This is a genomic window from Citrobacter sp. RHBSTW-00017 (assembly GCF_013797615.1).
GTDB lineage: Bacteria > Pseudomonadota > Gammaproteobacteria > Enterobacterales > Enterobacteriaceae > Citrobacter > Citrobacter braakii.
Map to the genome: position 1 here is coordinate 2,931,111 of NZ_CP056899.1, position 15,630 is coordinate 2,946,740.

General features: G+C 50.4%; 15 protein-coding genes. 7 read left to right on the forward strand and 8 right to left on the reverse strand.

The window, feature by feature from the left end:
- Positions 1 to 25: 25 nt before the first annotated feature.
- From prc to HV037_RS14200, 3 genes are all read right to left on the reverse strand, one after another.
- Positions 26 to 2,074, reverse strand: coding sequence for a carboxy terminal-processing peptidase (gene prc / locus HV037_RS14190; RefSeq protein ID WP_103283909.1), 2,049 nt, complete (start codon positions 2,072 to 2,074; stop codon positions 26 to 28).
- 19 nt (positions 2,075 to 2,093) lie between these two features.
- Positions 2,094 to 2,780, reverse strand: a complete 687-nt coding sequence (gene proQ, locus HV037_RS14195; protein WP_003833781.1) for an RNA chaperone ProQ — start codon at positions 2,778 to 2,780, stop codon at positions 2,094 to 2,096.
- Positions 2,781 to 2,876: 96 nt separating this feature from the next.
- Positions 2,877 to 3,374 (reverse strand): GAF domain-containing protein, encoded by a 498-nt coding sequence (locus tag HV037_RS14200; RefSeq protein WP_016152783.1) that lies wholly within the window; start codon positions 3,372 to 3,374, stop codon positions 2,877 to 2,879.
- A 128-nt stretch (positions 3,375 to 3,502) separates the two neighbouring features.
- Here HV037_RS14200 and yebS point away from each other — a divergent pair, with 128 nt between their 5' ends.
- The 5 genes from yebS to HV037_RS14225 all read left to right on the forward strand — a co-directional run bounded on the left by yebS (position 3,503) and on the right by HV037_RS14225 (position 9,524).
- Entirely contained in the window at positions 3,503 to 4,786 is a 1,284-nt protein-coding gene (yebS, locus tag HV037_RS14205; protein ID WP_103283910.1) for a membrane integrity lipid transport subunit YebS, read from the forward strand.
- Positions 4,755 to 7,388, forward strand: a complete 2,634-nt coding sequence (locus tag HV037_RS14210; RefSeq protein ID WP_103283911.1) for a PqiB family protein — start codon at positions 4,755 to 4,757, stop codon at positions 7,386 to 7,388. The genes yebS and HV037_RS14210 overlap by 32 nt, the downstream gene beginning before the upstream one ends.
- Before the next feature lie 116 nt (positions 7,389 to 7,504).
- The gene (rsmF, locus tag HV037_RS14215) at positions 7,505 to 8,893 is read left to right on the forward strand and encodes a 16S rRNA (cytosine(1407)-C(5))-methyltransferase RsmF (RefSeq protein ID WP_233896743.1); all 1,389 of its coding nucleotides are present in this window, start codon (positions 7,505 to 7,507) and stop codon (positions 8,891 to 8,893) included.
- A 100-nt stretch (positions 8,894 to 8,993) separates the two neighbouring features.
- The gene (locus HV037_RS14220) at positions 8,994 to 9,230 is read left to right on the forward strand and encodes a YebV family protein (RefSeq protein WP_029139506.1); all 237 of its coding nucleotides are present in this window, start codon (positions 8,994 to 8,996) and stop codon (positions 9,228 to 9,230) included.
- A gap of 102 nt (positions 9,231 to 9,332) precedes the next feature.
- On the forward strand, positions 9,333 to 9,524 hold the full coding sequence (locus HV037_RS14225) for a YebW family protein (protein WP_016152779.1): 192 nt from the start codon (positions 9,333 to 9,335) through the stop codon (positions 9,522 to 9,524).
- Here the strand turns inward: HV037_RS14225 and pphA are convergent, their stop codons facing one another.
- The 3 genes from pphA to HV037_RS14240 form a co-directional block, all read right to left on the reverse strand.
- A complete protein-coding gene (pphA, locus tag HV037_RS14230) occupies positions 9,525 to 10,166 on the reverse strand; it encodes a protein-serine/threonine phosphatase (RefSeq protein WP_047358581.1) in 642 nt (213 codons plus the stop codon). It lies immediately after the preceding gene.
- A gap of 77 nt (positions 10,167 to 10,243) precedes the next feature.
- Positions 10,244 to 11,308, reverse strand: coding sequence for a hypothetical protein (locus tag HV037_RS14235; RefSeq protein WP_249414947.1), 1,065 nt, complete (start codon positions 11,306 to 11,308; stop codon positions 10,244 to 10,246).
- Positions 11,309 to 11,426: 118 nt separating this feature from the next.
- Positions 11,427 to 12,124, reverse strand: a protein-coding gene (locus HV037_RS14240) for an IS1 family transposase (protein ID WP_223274117.1) whose coding sequence is annotated in 2 segments (ribosomal slippage) — positions 11,427 to 11,875 and positions 11,875 to 12,124 — 699 coding nt in all. Because the reading frame shifts where the segments join, the coding sequence is not laid out codon by codon here.
- A gap of 828 nt (positions 12,125 to 12,952) precedes the next feature.
- Here HV037_RS14240 and HV037_RS14245 point away from each other — a divergent pair.
- A complete protein-coding gene (locus HV037_RS14245) occupies positions 12,953 to 13,624 on the forward strand; it encodes an SOS response-associated peptidase (RefSeq protein ID WP_049041258.1) in 672 nt (223 codons plus the stop codon).
- Here HV037_RS14245 and HV037_RS14250 read toward each other — a convergent pair.
- Together HV037_RS14250 and HV037_RS14255 are read right to left on the reverse strand one after the other, a co-directional pair.
- Positions 13,617 to 14,885, reverse strand: a complete 1,269-nt coding sequence (locus tag HV037_RS14250) for a Y-family DNA polymerase (RefSeq protein ID WP_049041262.1) — start codon at positions 14,883 to 14,885, stop codon at positions 13,617 to 13,619. The two genes, HV037_RS14245 and HV037_RS14250, sit on opposite strands and share 8 nt — an antisense overlap.
- Before the next feature lie 2 nt (positions 14,886 to 14,887).
- Positions 14,888 to 15,307: a translesion error-prone DNA polymerase V autoproteolytic subunit gene (locus tag HV037_RS14255; RefSeq protein WP_019078490.1), complete on the reverse strand. Its 420-nt coding sequence runs from the start codon at positions 15,305 to 15,307 to the stop codon at positions 14,888 to 14,890.
- Positions 15,308 to 15,384: 77 nt separating this feature from the next.
- On the opposite strand from HV037_RS14255, the gene HV037_RS14260 reads away from it, so the two are divergent.
- Positions 15,385 to 15,627: a DinI family protein gene (locus HV037_RS14260; RefSeq protein ID WP_049041271.1), complete on the forward strand. Its 243-nt coding sequence runs from the start codon at positions 15,385 to 15,387 to the stop codon at positions 15,625 to 15,627.
- The last annotated feature ends 3 nt before the right edge of the window (positions 15,628 to 15,630 follow it).

The following is a 15,630-nucleotide window of genomic DNA, read 5'->3' on the forward strand; positions in this document are numbered from 1 at the left end:
CACAATTTCTTGTGCCTGTTGGAGGTTATTTACTGGTTGCGGGCTGTTCCGCTGGCTTTTCTTTTTCAAGATGCGCCAGGTCAAGCGCAATTTTTACCGTTTCATCCAGGTAGGGATCTGGTTCCTGGTAATCCTTCGGTAAATCGTCCAGTTTCTTCAGCGGCGGCTTACCTTCTCGCTTAAACCGATCGTTGATACGCGCCAGACGCATTGCGTCATCTTCGTTATTCTCTTTCTCGCGCTGAGCGTAATTGAGAGAAGCGATGTTGCGTTTATCCTTCATCGCATTGAAACGCGCAATATCCTTCATGATGTACTGGAACTCAGGATCGTTGGCAATTCGCGCATTGTGCTCTTTTAACAATTCAGGTCCGAACGGCGTCAGATTCTCTGATTTGGTGTAAGTCGCAGCATCAATGCTATCCCACGGCAGCGCGTTATCTTCAAACTTCTCACCGGTTTCCGTTTCTTCATTACCTGTCGGCATGATGATGTCCGGCGTAACGCCCTTACGCTGTGTACTGCCACCGTTTACACGGTAGAATTTCTGGATCGTATACTGAACAGAACCCAGCGCCGGCCATTCCGGACGCAGCATCTGATCATAAATACGGTTCAGAGAGCGATACTGCTGTACAGTGCCTTTCCCGAAAGTCGGTTCACCAACGATCAGCGCACGACCATAATCCTGCATTGCCGCAGCAAAAATCTCTGATGCCGAAGCACTGAAGCGATCGACTAACACTACCAGCGGGCCTTTGTAGTACACAACGCCGTCGGTATCACTGTCTTCACGCACTTTACCGTTATTGTCACGAACCTGAACCACAGGACCGGAAGGAATGAACAGACCGGAAAGCGAAACGGCTTCGGTCAGCGCGCCGCCACCGTTGGTGCGCAGATCGATAATGACGCTGCTGACGTTCTGTTTTTCAAGCTTCTGCAACTGAATTTTGACATCATCCGTCAGGCCAACATAGAAGCCAGGGATATCCAGTACGCCGACTTTTTCTTTGCCAACGGTTTTTACAGACATTTTCACGGCGCGGTCTTCGAGACGAATACGTTCACGCGTTAACGTGACGGTGCGCGTCTTGGTGCCTTTACCGGCAGGCAGGATTTCAAGGCGAACTTTGCTGCCTTTGGGTCCTTTGATCAGCGCTACAACGTCATCCAGACGCCAGCCAATCACGTCGACCATTCCCTTACCGGTCTGACCCACGCCGACAATACGGTCACCAACGCTTATTGCTTTGCTCTTGGCTGCCGGGCCGCCCGCCACCATGGAGTTAATGACGGTGTAGTCATCATCCATTTGCAAAACCGCGCCAATACCTTCCAGAGACAGGCTCATTTCAGTATTGAACTGTTCGGTATTGCGTGGAGAGAGATAGTTAGTATGCGGATCGATCTCACGGGCGAAAGCCGTCATCGCCAGAGAGAACACATCTTCGCTGTTGGTCTGCGCCAGACGGCGAATCGCAAACTTGTAGCGTCGCGTCAGCGTTTCACGAATTTCCGCATCGGTTTTGCCGGTCAGCTTCAGGCTGAGTTCGTCAAATTTAACCTTGCCGTCCCACAGCGCGTTAAGCTCTGCTTCGCTCTTCGGCCATGGCGCTTTGCTCCGGTCGAGGTTAAAGGTGTCGGTACCGGTGAAATCCATTGGACGTGCCAGTACGCTTAACGCGTACTGATAACGTTCAAATCGGCGTTTTTGCGCCAGATTATAGAGATCGTAAAAGACATCCAGCTTGCCGGTACGCAGTTCATCGCCAAGGACCGTTTTCTTTTTTGCATACTGTTCGATATCGCTCGCCAACAGCACGTTGTGGCTGTAGTCGAGCAGATTCAAATAGCGGTCAAAAATTTTTGCCGAAAACGCCTGATCCAGATCGAACTGGCGATAGTGCGAACGCGTAAAACGCGATGTCACACGTTCACTTACCGTCGCATGCTGGGTTTCTTCCTTTAAAACGGGGATTTGATCGGCACGCGTGATATCTTCCACAGCAAGTGCCTGGCCTGCTAATGCAAGCAGACCAGCTAACGCAGTAAGCCTAAAAAAAGTGTTCATGCCAGGCCTGGCCTCCGTTTCAGAACACCAGGTGTTCTGCGCGTACAATCAAAGACATACCCGAATTCAGCTGTACACGGACGCCATCTTTGGTGATTTCTAATACGGTGGCATCCATCGCATTATTACCTGCTTTCACCTTCAGAGACTGCCCTACCGTCAGTACTGAAATATCAGATACCGGAGTATGCTGTTCTTCACGAGGAGCACGCGGTGCTTTTGCTGCTGGTTTCTCAGCGCGAGGTTTACGCTCAGCGCCTTCTTTACGACGCGGTGCAGGACGCGGCTTACGCTCGCGACGCGGTGCGTCTTCTTTTTCACCGGCAGCAGCGGCTGCTTCGCGTTTTTTCGCCTGTTGCTCTGCACGTTGCGCCTGAACGCGGGCTTTAGCTTCTTCCAGCTGTTTGCGAGCATGTTCAACGTGCTGCTCATCCAGCTCACCACAAGGGTTGCCGTCGAGATCAACACGCGTTGCGCCCAATTTAACGCCATACAGATAGCGCCAGCTTGAAGTATAGAGACGTAAGGCAGAGCGGAGCTGCGTCTTGCTGAGGTTCATTTCGCCCTCAACACGCTCTACCAGATCCTGAAAAATGCCAATTTTCAGTGGGCGCGCTTCGCCTTCCGCACTAAAACACTGCGGGAAGCGTTCGGCCAGAAACGCGATGACTTCTTTACTGCTATTCAACTTAGGTTGATTTTCCATGAAATTTCCTGATTACAACGGACGTAGCCAACAAGCGCAGGCATGAACAGGCGACATTATAATGACGTCATCAGTAATTGCTACGTTATCCGTTGATTATCCTGCGACGCGCGCAAAGAATTTTTTGTAATCCGTCGTTGCAAGCACGGTTTCAAGCTGTGCCACCAGCGTTCGCAGCCCCTGTTCATCCTCGTCAGTAAAGCGGCCAAACGCGGTGCTATCGATATCCAGCACGCCGATTATCTGATTTTCGACGGTGATTGGCAGGACGATTTCAGCGTTGCTGGCGGCATCACATGCGATGTGTCCGTCAAAAGCATGAACGTCCTCAATGCGCTGAACCTGGTTCTGCGCTACTGCGGTCCCACACACCCCACGTCCTACCGGGATCCGCACGCAGGCGATTTTTCCCTGGAAAGGTCCCAGCACCAGCGTATCGTTTTCGAGCAGATAAAAACCGGCCCAGTTTACTTCTGCAAGACGTTCGTACAACAACGCGCTGGTATTTGCCAGCGTTGCCAGAAAACTGGTTTCACCTGCCATTAATGCCTGAAAGTCACGGTTCAGATCCGTGTATAGCTCTGTTTTGTTCATTATGTAATCACTTAGTTGTCTTTCTTAAAGCTGCAGCCTACTAAAATAAACATTAAATGCGTTAATGCTCAAGATCATTCCCGTCATGAGTTAAGATAACATTACTTCAACAATTTGATTCGCGATACATGGCCTTAACGACACCACGCATCACGCCGACTAAAAAAATAGCCATCAGGTCCATTGGTGATGCACTCCCTCGTGCGCATTACCATCGTTGCCCTGAATGTGACCTGATCTTTAGCTTGCCTAAAATGCGTTCGCATCAAAGTGCATTTTGCCCACGCTGTCAGGCAAAAATTCGTGACGGACGCGACTGGTCATTAACACGACTGGCGGCTATGGCTTTCACCATGCTGCTGCTGATGCCCTTTGCCTGGGGAGAACCGCTCCTGCACATCTATTTATTAGGTGTGCGCATTGACGCCAATGTGCTGCAAGGCATCTGGCAAATGACCCGACAAGGCGACCCACTCACCGCATCCTTCGTACTCTTTTGCGTTGCCGGTGCGCCCATCATTCTCGTGACCTCAATCGCTTATCTGTGGTTTGGCAATATTCTTGGGATGAACCTGCGCCCAGTGCTGCTGATGCTGGAAAGGCTCAAAGAGTGGGTGATGCTTGATATCTATCTGGTGGGCATTGGCGTCGCATCAATCAAAGTTCAGGACTATGCTTTTTTGCAACCCGGTGTAGGTCTGTTTGCTTTTATTGCGCTGGTGATCCTCAGTGTTTTGACGCTGTCGCACCTTAACGTTGAGCAGCTTTGGGACCGTTTCTACCCGCAAAGACCAGCCCGTCGGCCCGATGAAAAACTTCGCGTCTGCCTCGGCTGCCACTTTACAGGTTATCCGGACGCCCGAGGTCGCTGCCCTCGCTGTCATATCCCGTTGCGCTGGCGCAGGAATCAAAGTATCCAAAAGTGTTGGGCTGCTCTGCTGGCCTCGATCGTCCTGCTTTTGCCTGCTAATCTGCTGCCCATCTCGGTAATTTATGTCAATGGCGGCCGCCAGGAAGACACGATTCTGTCAGGCATAATGTCCCTGGCGAACAGCAACGTTGGCGTAGCGGCGATTGTTTTTATTGCCAGTATTCTGGTGCCATTCACCAAAGTGATTGTGATGTTTACGTTGCTCATCAGCATCCATTTTAGATGTGAGCAAGGATTGCGTACCCGCATCAAACTGCTGCGTATGGTGACCTGGATTGGTCGCTGGTCGATGCTGGATCTCTTTGTTATCGCTTTAACCATGTCGCTGATTAATCGCGATCAGATACTTGCTTTTATTATGGGGCCAGCTGCGTTTTATTTCGGCGCAGCGGTAATATTGACTATTCTTGCTGTGGAATGGCTGGACAGCCGCTTACTTTGGGATGCACATGAGTCAGGAAACGCCCGCTTCGCAGACTGAAGCGCAGATTAAAACTAAACGCCGTATCTCTCCGTTCTGGCTGCTGCCTTTCATCGCGCTGATGATTGCAGGATGGCTTATCTGGGGAAGCTATGAAGATCGCGGCAATACCGTAACCATTGACTTTATGTCTGCTGACGGCATTGTGCCGGGCCGTACTCCCGTTCGCTATCAGGGCGTTGAAGTGGGCACCGTGCAGGATATCAACCTCAGCGAAGATCTACGCAAAATTGAAGTGCGCGTCAGCATCAAATCGACCATGAAAGATGCTCTGCGCAAAGATACCCAGTTCTGGTTGGTCACGCCGAAAGCGTCGCTGGCGGGGGTTTCTGGCCTGGATGCGTTGGTTGGCGGCAACTATATCGGCATGATGCCCGGAACCGGCGAGCCGGAAGATCATTTCGTCGCCCTCGATACGCAGCCCAAATATCGTCTGGATAATGGCGATTTGATGCTGCACCTGCGGGCCCCTGACCTCGGGTCGCTCAATAGCGGTTCGCTGGTTTATTTCCGCAAGATTCCGGTGGGCCGGGTGTATGACTACACCATCAACCCAAATCATCAGGGCGTAACCATCGACGTGCTGATCGAACGTCGCTTTACCAACCTGGTGAAAAAAGGCAGCCGTTTCTGGAACGTGTCCGGTGTGAATGCGGATGTCAGCCTCAGCGGAGCGAAAATCAAGCTGGAGAGTCTGGCGGCGCTGGTCAATGGCGCCATTGCTTTTGATTCGCCCGAAGACTCTAAACCCGCGGTGGCCGATGACACGTTTGGTTTGTATCAGGATCTCGCGCACAGCCAGCGGGGAGTGATCGTCAAGCTTGATTTACCCAGCGGCGATGGACTCAAGGCCGGCTCAACGTCGCTGATGTATCAAGGATTAGAAGTCGGGCAACTGACCAAACTGGATTTAAATCCAGGCGGTAAAGTGACCGGCGAAATGACGGTCGATCCCAGCGTCGTAACGCTGCTGCGCGACAATACGCGGATTGAATTACACAGCCCTAAATTATCGTTAAACGATGCAAATATCAGTTCGCTACTGACGGGCAAAACTTTCGAGCTGGTACCTGGCGAGGGCGAGCCGCGTAACCAGTTTGCGGTTATTCCTGCTGAGAAGTCGTTGTTACACGATCCGGGCGTCTTGACGCTTACGCTGACCGCGCCGGAGAGTTACGGTATTGATGCCGGTCAGCCGCTGATTCTCCACGGCGTACAGGTCGGTCAGGTGATTGATCGCACGCTCTCTGGCAAAGGTGTTTCATTTACCGTTGCCATCGAACCACAGCATCGCGCTCTGGTGCAAGGTGACAGTAAGTTTGTGGTCAACAGCCGCGTTGACGTCAAGGTCGGGCTTGATGGCGTGGAATTCCTTGGCGCCAGCGCCAGCGAATGGCTCAGCGGCGGCATTCGTATTTTGCCCGGTACCAAGGGTGAAATGAAAAAAAGCTACCCGCTGTATGCCAACCTGGAAAAAGCGATTGAAAACAGCCTGAGCGATCTGCCAACTACCACGCTCAGCCTGAGCGCCGAAACGCTGCCTGATGTGCAGGCCGGTTCGGTGGTGTTATACCGCAAATTCGAGGTCGGTGAAGTGATTAGCGTTCGCCCACGCGCCGATGCGTTTGATATCGATCTGCATATCAAACCGGAATATCGCAACCTGCTGACCAGCAACAGCGTATTCTGGGCCGAAGGCGGGGCAAAGGTTCAGCTTAACGGTAGCGGATTGACCGTACAGGCATCTCCCCTGTCGCGAGCGCTCAAAGGGGCGATTAGCTTCGATAACCTCAGCGGCGCCAGCGCCAGCCAACGCAAAGGCGACAAGCGTATTCTGTATGCTTCCGAAACCGCTGCACGTGCAGTGGGCGGGCAGATAACCCTGCACGCGTTCGATGCCGGTAAACTCGCGGCCGGCATGCCAATTCGCTACCTGGGGATCGATATCGGCCAGATCCAGACGCTTGAGCTAATCACCGCCCGTAACGAAGTTCAGGCAAAAGCGGTTCTGTATCCGGAATACGTGCAGACTTTTGCCCGTAGCGGTACCCGCTTCTCCGTGATCACACCGCAAATCTCAGCGGCAGGCGTCGAGCATCTGGATACGATCTTACAGCCGTATATTAACGTTGAACCAGGACGCGGTAACCCGCGCCGTGATTTTGAACTGCAGGAAGCCACCATTACCGACTCTCGATACCTCGATGGTCTGAGTATTGTGGTAGAAGCGCCGGAAGCAGGTTCGCTGAATATCGGTACGCCAGTCCTGTTCAGAGGCATTGAAGTGGGGACCGTCACCGGGCTGACGCTGGGCTCGCTTTCTGACCGCGTGATGGTGGCGATGCGCATTAGCCAGCGTTATCAGCATCTGGTGCGGAACAACTCCGTGTTCTGGCTGGCATCCGGATACAATCTCGACTTTGGTTTGACCGGCGGCGTCGTGAAGACCGGTACCTTCAATCAGTTCATTCGCGGCGGAATCGCCTTCGCTACGCCACCGGGTACGCCGCTGGCCCCGAAAGCGCAGACAGGTAAACACTTCCTGCTGCTCGAAAGCGAACCAAAAGAGTGGCGTGAATGGGGAACCGCCCTGCCACGTTAATCTCTCCCCTTGCTCCGGCGTACATACTCGCGCCGGAGCACTTATGCTACACTGCGCACCTGTTTTTTTGCCGGTGGTACCAAGTGGCTTATTTTCCCGACGCCTTTCTAAACCAAATGCGTGAAGCAATGCCTTCCACGCTCTCATTTGATGATTTTCTCGCTGCCTGCCAGCGTCCGCTTCGTCGCAGCATCCGCGTCAATACGCTGAAAATCTCCGTTGCCGACTTCCTCACTCTGACTGCACCTTACAACTGGTCGCTCACTCCGATACCCTGGTGCGCTGAAGGTTTCTGGATCGAACGCGATGATGAAAAGTCAGTACCGCTCGGCAGTACCGCGGAACATTTAAGCGGCCTGTTTTATATTCAGGAAGCCAGCTCAATGCTGCCGGTCGCCGCGCTGTTTGCCGATGGCAATACCCCGGATCGTGTGATGGATGTCGCGGCAGCCCCCGGCTCCAAAACCACGCAAATTGCCGCAAAAATGAAAAATCAGGGTGCGATTCTGGCGAATGAGTTTTCCGCCAGTCGCGTCAAAGTCCTGCATGCCAATATCAGCCGATGCGGGATAGCCAATGTCGCGCTAACCCATTTTGACGGGCGGGTATTTGGCGCAGCGTTGCCAGAAGCCTTCGATGCCATTTTGCTGGACGCGCCGTGTTCCGGTGAAGGCGTGGTGCGTAAAGATCCCGATGCGCTAAAAAACTGGTCGCCAGAAAGTAATCTGGAAATTGCCGCAACCCAGCGCGAACTTCTCGACAGCGCCTTTCATGCCTTGCGTCCCAGCGGCACGTTGGTTTACTCGACCTGCACGCTGAACCGTGACGAAAATGAAGACATTATGCAGTGGCTGATTGAGACCTACCCGGACGCCGTCGAGTTTTTACCACTGGGCGATTTATTCCCTGAGGCTGAACGCGCCCTGACCCCGGAAGGATTCCTGCATGTGTTCCCGCAGATCTACGATTGTGAAGGTTTTTTCGTCGCGCGTCTGCGCAAAACCGCCGCGATCCCTGCACTACCGACGCCAAAATACAAAGTCGGTAACTTCCCGTTCAGCCCGCTTAAAGGACGTGAATCCGCGCTTGTCACTCAGGCCGCTAACGCCTGTGGATTGCAGTGGGAAGACACTCTGCGCCTGTGGCAGCGTGATAAAGAGATTTGGCTATTCCCAACCGAGATTGAACCCCTGATCGGCAAAGTCCGCTTTTCCCGACTCGGCATCAAACTCGCTGAAACGCACAATAAAGGGTACCGCTGGCAGCATGAAGCCATCATTGCTCTCGCCAGCACAAATCACAGCCATGCGTTTGAACTGACCCTTGCCGAAGCCGAAGAGTGGTACCGCGGACGGGATGTCTACCCGCAGACCGCACCGACCACCGACGATGTGCTGGTTACGTTCCAGCATCAGCCGATTGGCCTGGCGAAACGTATTGGATCGCGATTAAAGAATAGCTACCCGCGCGATCTTGTCCGGGATGGCAAACTCTTTACAGGATAACGCACGTTTTTACTGGCGCTTTTGCTAACGTTGACTACGCTGAAAAATGGACGGCCTAACTGGTCGTACCACAACCAGCAAATAAACGGAGAGCACGATGATGAAAACCAGTGTGCGCATTGGCGCTTTTGAAATCGACGACGCCGAGTTACATGGCGAATCGCCAGGGGACCGAACGTTAACCATTCCGTGTAAATCCGATCCGGATTTATGCATGCAACTTGATGCCTGGGATGCCGACACCAGCGTCCCGGCCCTTCTTAACGGAGAACATTCAGTTCTATTTCGCGAGCACTACGATCGTAAGTCAGATGCCTGGATCATGCGCCTTGCCTGATTCAAAAAGAACCCGTCGCCAGACGGGTTATTTCTTGGTTAATTTCCCTCATCTATCAACATCTTCTACACTACAGGTATGGCTTTACCATTTGAGGATGGAATGTTCACGCTGGTTCTTTTTGTGTGCTACCTGGGTGGCGGTTGTGAAGATATCGTTGTTGATGTCTACAAAACTGAGCAGCAGTGCCTGATATCGATGGACGATCAGCGTATTCGTAACGGCGGATGTTTACCCGCGGATGACTACATCGACAGCTTCTGGCGTCCGGCCCAGGAATACAGCGATTTTTGATTATTGCAGTTGCACCAGCGTCAACTCGCCACCAAACACCGCACCGGTATCAATATAGTGCAGATTCTCGTGATCCAGCCGCTGACGCAGAGGCGTATGGCCAAACCAAAAGTGATCCGCGCCGCGAATGCCGTTGCCTTTATTCATCAGCCTTGTGCGATCCCACAGTACCCGCTGTAAATCGACCTCTTTTTGCCACTGATAATTATCATCAGGGTAATCTGCGTGAGCAATAACGTGTATGCCGTTCTGGCAACGCAGCTCCAGAATCCAGGGTAATTGCCGACACGTTTCAAGAGCGGTTGTCGCCGCTGGCTGCTCCGCCTGCGCAAACCACGAACCGCCATTCATAAACCACAGGAATTGCTCCCCGGTTGCCAGCGCGTCCAGCCCCATCTGTTCATGATTCCCTCTGACCGCGATAATCCAGCGTTTACGCAGTAGTTTCAGGCAACGCAAACTGTCAGGTCCGCGGTCGATAACATCCCCCACTGAAACCAGCAGGTCCTGCCACGGATCAAAATGACACAGGCGCAATTTCGCCATCAATAATGAGAAGCAACCGTGGATATCCCCGACCACCCAAACATGTCGCCAGCGCGTCGCTTCCACTCTTTGATAAGCATTGTCAGGCAGTCCCATTTGACCTCCTGTACACAAATATTGCCCTGTTCTAAATTAAACCATAGCAGTAAAAAACAGAGCGACCGAATCATACATCACGGTCCTACGCTATCCGCGCGTCGACGAGGTACTAACGCAACAGCTTCCAGTTCTGCTTCCAGTTCAGCTACTATAGATTGCAGGTCATAAGTGGGTGCATTACGCGCACGAGCTCTTTCTTCTCTTTTCTGTTTACAACACAATTCCTGATAGAAATCATTAACCGCAGGGATATCCCCGGTAATTTTTATCACATCATGTTCATGATAAAACAGAAACGGCGGCCCGCCTTTGGTATCAAATGCAACGGCCTTAAGCGGCGTGAGCTCCATCGCCTCAATAAAACCTTTGTCACAAGTCAATATTCCAGGGAAAAAATATCGCTCATCATTTCCTGTATTGAAGGTAAGTGCTTGCTCTAAATACCGACAATGAGTCAGATCCCAGGCCATACCATGTAATGCCGACCACATATTTTTCGACTTTTTATGTATTTTGTTAAAAAACCTAAATTCTGTCCCTCGTATAAAAAACTCACTCGCTAGAATTAACTCTCTTGTCGCCAAAAAGCATACTTTGGTGTGAGCAAAACTTAATAGATCGATCAATTTATTTTTGAGCGATCTGGCAGGCGATTTGATTTGGATGATACTCATCATAAGAACATAAGCGTAAATACTATCGTGCCTGTCTCTTAACGCATGCCTGAACTCAGAGTCTTTGTTTTTGGTGAGCAGTGAGCTAAAATGTCTGTCGGTATTAAGAAAAAGCTCACCTTGCGATATTTTTGAGGTCAATACTCCGCTGGTTCCTGACTTAACGAGATCAACATCTTTTATAAATTCGTAACCCATCAACTTATCGAATATTTTATGGTGATTCTCTTTCTCATCCAGATTTTTAAGGTTCTCCAGCTCATATAACACAGAGTCTACCTGCGTATTCTGATGAGAAATAAATTTAAATATTTCTTCGATGTCATCATCCAGACCAGAAACTTTACCATTGATATATGGTCTGAGATAACTTAATGCCTGGCTATCAAGAGATATTGAGTAATCTATTTTAAATGTGGAGTGTCCTTTATCGCTGAACATTTCCTCTATGGTTTGAGGATCCATAACTAAAACATTTTCATCATTGAATAAAGAGCGTATAGACGCCCCATGCTTGAATTTCTTGTTAGTTTGAAACCCCGGATATGGCCCTTTAGGCGATGAAAAGGGTAATGACTCCAACTTACTGATAGTGTTTTATGTTCAGATAATGCCCGATGACTTTGTCATGCAGCTCCACCGATTTTGAGAACGACAGTGACTTCCTGCCCAGCCTTGCCAGATGCTGCCTCAGATTCAGGTTATGCCGCTCAATGCGCTGCGTATATCGCTTGCTGATAACGTGCAGTTCTCCCTTCAGGCGTGATTCATAAAGCGGCCAGCCATCCGTCATCCATACCACGACCTCAAAGGCCGACAGCAGGCCAAGAAGACGCTCCAGCGTGGCCAACGTGCGTTCACCGAATACGTGCGCCACAACCGTCCTCCGTATCCTGTCATACGCGTAAAACAACCAGCGCTGGCGTGATTTAGCGCCGACGTAACCCCACTGTTCGTCCATTTCCGCGCAAACAATGACGTCACTGCCCGGTTGTATGCGTGAGTTTACCGACTGCGGCCTGAGTTTTTTAAGTGTCGTAAAATCGTGTTGAGGCCAACGCCCATAATGCGTGCACTGGCGCGACATCCGACGCCATTCATGGCCATATCAATAATTTTCTGGTGTGTACCGGGCTGAGAGGCGGTGTAAGTGAACTGTAGCTGCCATGTTTTACGGCAGTGAGAGCAGAGATAGCGCTGATGTCCGGCAGTGCTTTTACCGTTACGCACCACGCCTTCAGTAGCTGAACAGGAGGGACAGCTGATAGAAACAGAAGCCACTGGAGCACCTCAAAAACACCATCATACACTAAATCAGTAAGTTGGCACCATTACCATGAAAAGACAAATTTATACTCTGGGATTAATAGATAGAAACTGGTGTATAGTTTTAATGCTGCAGAGAGATCTTCAGCATTACCAATCTCCATCACGAGTCTTTCTTTTAACTTTTCCATTTCTTATATCTCGTTATTGAGAAACTGAGTCCATGTATCAGGGGCCAGAACGGCATCAATTGATGGATAATTATACCGCTATTGATACAAGTGAGTCTAAACCTCTCGGCACTAGTGACAACTGAAATGCTGGCGCATAAGCAGACCATACGCCTGGAGAACAGGAAAAAATGGGCATCACGATCTGATCTTTTTCTGCGCAAATGAAGTGTAAATGTTAAAAGCAGTGTGGTATAACGAAGAAATCCCGAATTGTGATATGCGGACAAATTTCGGAAATTTTCGGACATGATGTCCTAAGTGATTGAAATAAAATCCACATAAAAAGAGACCGAATACGATTCCTGTTTACAACTCAAAACGCAACAACCTATAAAATTCAATAAGTTAACATCAAAAACCCACTAAAAAACACCTCCTGATACTTACTATTGCACCCGTTCAAGATCAATCAGTTGCTATTGGTTTCGTGGCGTCGTCGGGAAAAATTCGGGATCGCTTTCAACGAGCGCCCATCCATTTTTAAGAATTCATCAATTCACAAAACCATCATTCCGATTTACCTTACAAATTCCTTTTAAATCATTACCGGTGCGCACCACTTTTTCTTCCTGCCCTATACTTTCAGTCTGACATATGGCTGGAGGTTCCTATGTGTGGACGTTTTTCACAGTCAATGACGCGTGAAGATTATCTTGCCCTGCTTGCTGATGAATCAGAATGCGACATTCCATACGATCCAGAACCCATCGGAAGATTCAACGTAGCGCCTGGAACAAAAGTTCTGCTTCTGAGCGAACGTGATGAGCAGTTGCATCTTGATCCAGTTATCTGGGGATACGCCCCCGGTTGGTGGGATAAGCCACCGCTAATTAATGCTCGATCTGAAACTGCGGCCACCAGCAGAATGTTTAAACCACTCTGGCAGCACGGTCGCGCAATTTGCTTTGCTGATGGCTGGTACGAATGGAAAAAGGAAGGTGACACGAAGCAGCCTTACTTCATTCATCGCGCCGATGGTCAGCCGATATTTATGGCGGCGATTGGCAGCACGCCATTTGAACGTGAAGATGAAGCAGAAGGTTTCCTGATAGTGACAGCCGCTGCCGACAAAGGACTGGTAGATATTCACGACAGGCGACCGCTGGTACTGTCGCCAGAGGCCGCACGCGAATGGATGAGGCAGGACATTGGAGGGAAAGAGGCGACGGAAATTGCAGCCGACGGCTCCGTGCCGGCTGATAAATTTATATGGCATGCCGTAACGCGTGCCGTAGGGAATGTGAAAAATCAGGGAGCAGATTTAATTAAGCCTGTTACTTAACCTGAAGCAAGTCCTCATAGCGAGTCGTATATCGTGGTGACAGCATCTCTCTCTTCATCGCCCATTGTTGCTGGATCCCCTGTCCGGCGAAATAAAGCGCCCCCCTTCCTTCCTTTGCGTTCAGATGATCCAGAACTTCCATCAACTTCTCACTACCCCGACGAGGCGCATTATCATCGAACAGATTCAACTGGGCGATGCCCTGACTGAAGAAGTCCCCCAGCATTACCCCGGCTTTCTGATATCGATGCCCGTCTTTCCATATTGCATCCAGACTCCTCGTCGCTGCTGCAATGATATCCCGGCTGTCCTGTGTCGGAGTGATCAGCTTAACCGACGCACTGTTACCGTAGTACGCTTCGTTCAACGCAAAGGGTGACGTTTTGACAAAAGTAGATATGAAGCGGCAATACTGATGCTCTCCACGTAACTTTTCTGCGGCGCGCGACGCATAGCTGCAGATGGCCTGCCGCATAGCGTCATAATCCGAAATACGTTCCCCGAATGATCTGGAACAGACAATTTCCTGCTTTACAGGTGCATATTCCTCCAGTTCAAGACACGGTTCGCCACGCAGTTCGCGCACTGTTCTCTCGAGGACAACATTGAAGTGCTTCCGGATAAAACGAATATCAGTATCAGCCAGATCCAGAACCGTCTTAATCCCCATTGCCTCCAGCTTTTTGCTAATACGGCGCCCTACTCCCCATACTTCATCAACCGGAAGTGCAGCCATCAGTTTGCGCTGGCGATCCAGGTTAGATAAATCCACCACCCCCCCCGTTTGTCTCTGCCATTTTTTGGCAGCATGATTCGCCAGTTTCGCCAGAGTCTTTGTCTGGGCAATACCAACGCCAACCGCCAGCCCCGTATTTTGATAAACAGCATCTTTTAATTCCCGCCCAAAATCCGCCAGAACACGACAATTCCTTACTCCAGCAAGATCACAGAATGCCTCGTCTATCGAATAAATTTCGCAGCGTGGCGACAACGCCTCGAGCGTGAACATTACCCTGCTGGACATATCCGCATACAGTTCATAATTGCTGCTGAAACAAACCACGCCATATCGACGGAATAAGTCCTTCTGCTTAAAATACGGATCCCCCATTTTCACACCAACCGTTTTGGCTTCAGCGTTACGGGCAATAACACAGCCATCGTTGTTTGAGAGAACCACAACCGGCCTTCCTTTCAGATCTGGCCGGAACGCAGTCTCACAACTGGCATAAAACGAGTTAACATCAACCAGAGCAAACATGTTCAGCTTGCCGCTTTAACGATAAACGTCACAACGCCAAAGATATCCAACGTGTCTTCGCTGTTTATCATAATGGCCGCATACGCACTGTTTTCAGGAACAAGCATGACGCTCGGGTGCAACTGCAGACGTTTAACAGTGAACTCCCCATCTACAGCAGCGATAACGATATCTCCATGCGCAGCCTTTCTTGATCGATCGACCACCAACAAATCACCATTACTTATCCCCGCCCCATTCATGGAATCGCCCGACGATTTCACAAAATATGTTGCGCTGGGGTGTTTCACTAACAGTTCATTTAAATCAATACGCTTTTCAACGTAGTCCTGCGCCGGAGATGGGAAGCCACAGGGAACAAGATCGCTGAACAAGGGGAGCCCAACTATCTGGCGCAGCTCTGCTGGTGAATAAAACATCATAATAAACTCACTCACATTGATACTGTTTATATATACAGTATATACTGACGTTATACACAGTAAAGAGGAGTTAAAGCATGTTCGTGGAACTCGTTTATGACAAAAGGAATTTTGATGGTCTGCCCGATGCAAAAGATATCATTCTGGGTGAATTGACTAAGAGGGTTCACCGGATCTTCCCCGATGCTGATGTCCGGGTTAAACCGATGATGACACTGCCAGCAATCAACACTGACGCCAGCAAGCACGAGAAGGAACAGATAAGCCGTACTGTGCAGGAAATGTTTGAAGAGGCTGATATGTGGCTAGTTGAAGATTAACTA

What these genes read in the sequence shown, in the direction of transcription:
- HV037_RS14235 (WP_249414947.1), bottom strand. Translation starts at nt 11,308, where the DNA reads ATGGATCCTCAAACCATAGAGGAAATGTTCAGCGATAAAGGACACTCC.
- HV037_RS14250 (WP_049041262.1), bottom strand. Translation starts at nt 14,885, where the DNA reads ATGTTTGCTCTGGTTGATGTTAACTCGTTTTATGCCAGTTGTGAGACT.
- HV037_RS14200 (WP_016152783.1), bottom strand. Translation starts at nt 3,374, where the DNA reads ATGAACAAAACAGAGCTATACACGGATCTGAACCGTGACTTTCAGGCA.
- rsmF (WP_233896743.1), top strand. Translation starts at nt 7,505, where the DNA reads ATGCGTGAAGCAATGCCTTCCACGCTCTCATTTGATGATTTTCTCGCT.
- proQ (WP_003833781.1), bottom strand. Translation starts at nt 2,780, where the DNA reads ATGGAAAATCAACCTAAGTTGAATAGCAGTAAAGAAGTCATCGCGTTT.
- pphA (WP_047358581.1), bottom strand. Translation starts at nt 10,166, where the DNA reads ATGGGACTGCCTGACAATGCTTATCAAAGAGTGGAAGCGACGCGCTGG.
- yebS (WP_103283910.1), top strand. Translation starts at nt 3,503, where the DNA reads ATGGCCTTAACGACACCACGCATCACGCCGACTAAAAAAATAGCCATC.
- prc (WP_103283909.1), bottom strand. Translation starts at nt 2,074, where the DNA reads ATGAACACTTTTTTTAGGCTTACTGCGTTAGCTGGTCTGCTTGCATTA.
- HV037_RS14225 (WP_016152779.1), top strand. Translation starts at nt 9,333, where the DNA reads ATGTTCACGCTGGTTCTTTTTGTGTGCTACCTGGGTGGCGGTTGTGAA.
- HV037_RS14260 (WP_049041271.1), top strand. Translation starts at nt 15,385, where the DNA reads ATGTTCGTGGAACTCGTTTATGACAAAAGGAATTTTGATGGTCTGCCC.
- HV037_RS14245 (WP_049041258.1), top strand. Translation starts at nt 12,953, where the DNA reads ATGTGTGGACGTTTTTCACAGTCAATGACGCGTGAAGATTATCTTGCC.
- HV037_RS14220 (WP_029139506.1), top strand. Translation starts at nt 8,994, where the DNA reads ATGAAAACCAGTGTGCGCATTGGCGCTTTTGAAATCGACGACGCCGAG.
- HV037_RS14255 (WP_019078490.1), bottom strand. Translation starts at nt 15,307, where the DNA reads ATGATGTTTTATTCACCAGCAGAGCTGCGCCAGATAGTTGGGCTCCCC.
- HV037_RS14210 (WP_103283911.1), top strand. Translation starts at nt 4,755, where the DNA reads ATGAGTCAGGAAACGCCCGCTTCGCAGACTGAAGCGCAGATTAAAACT.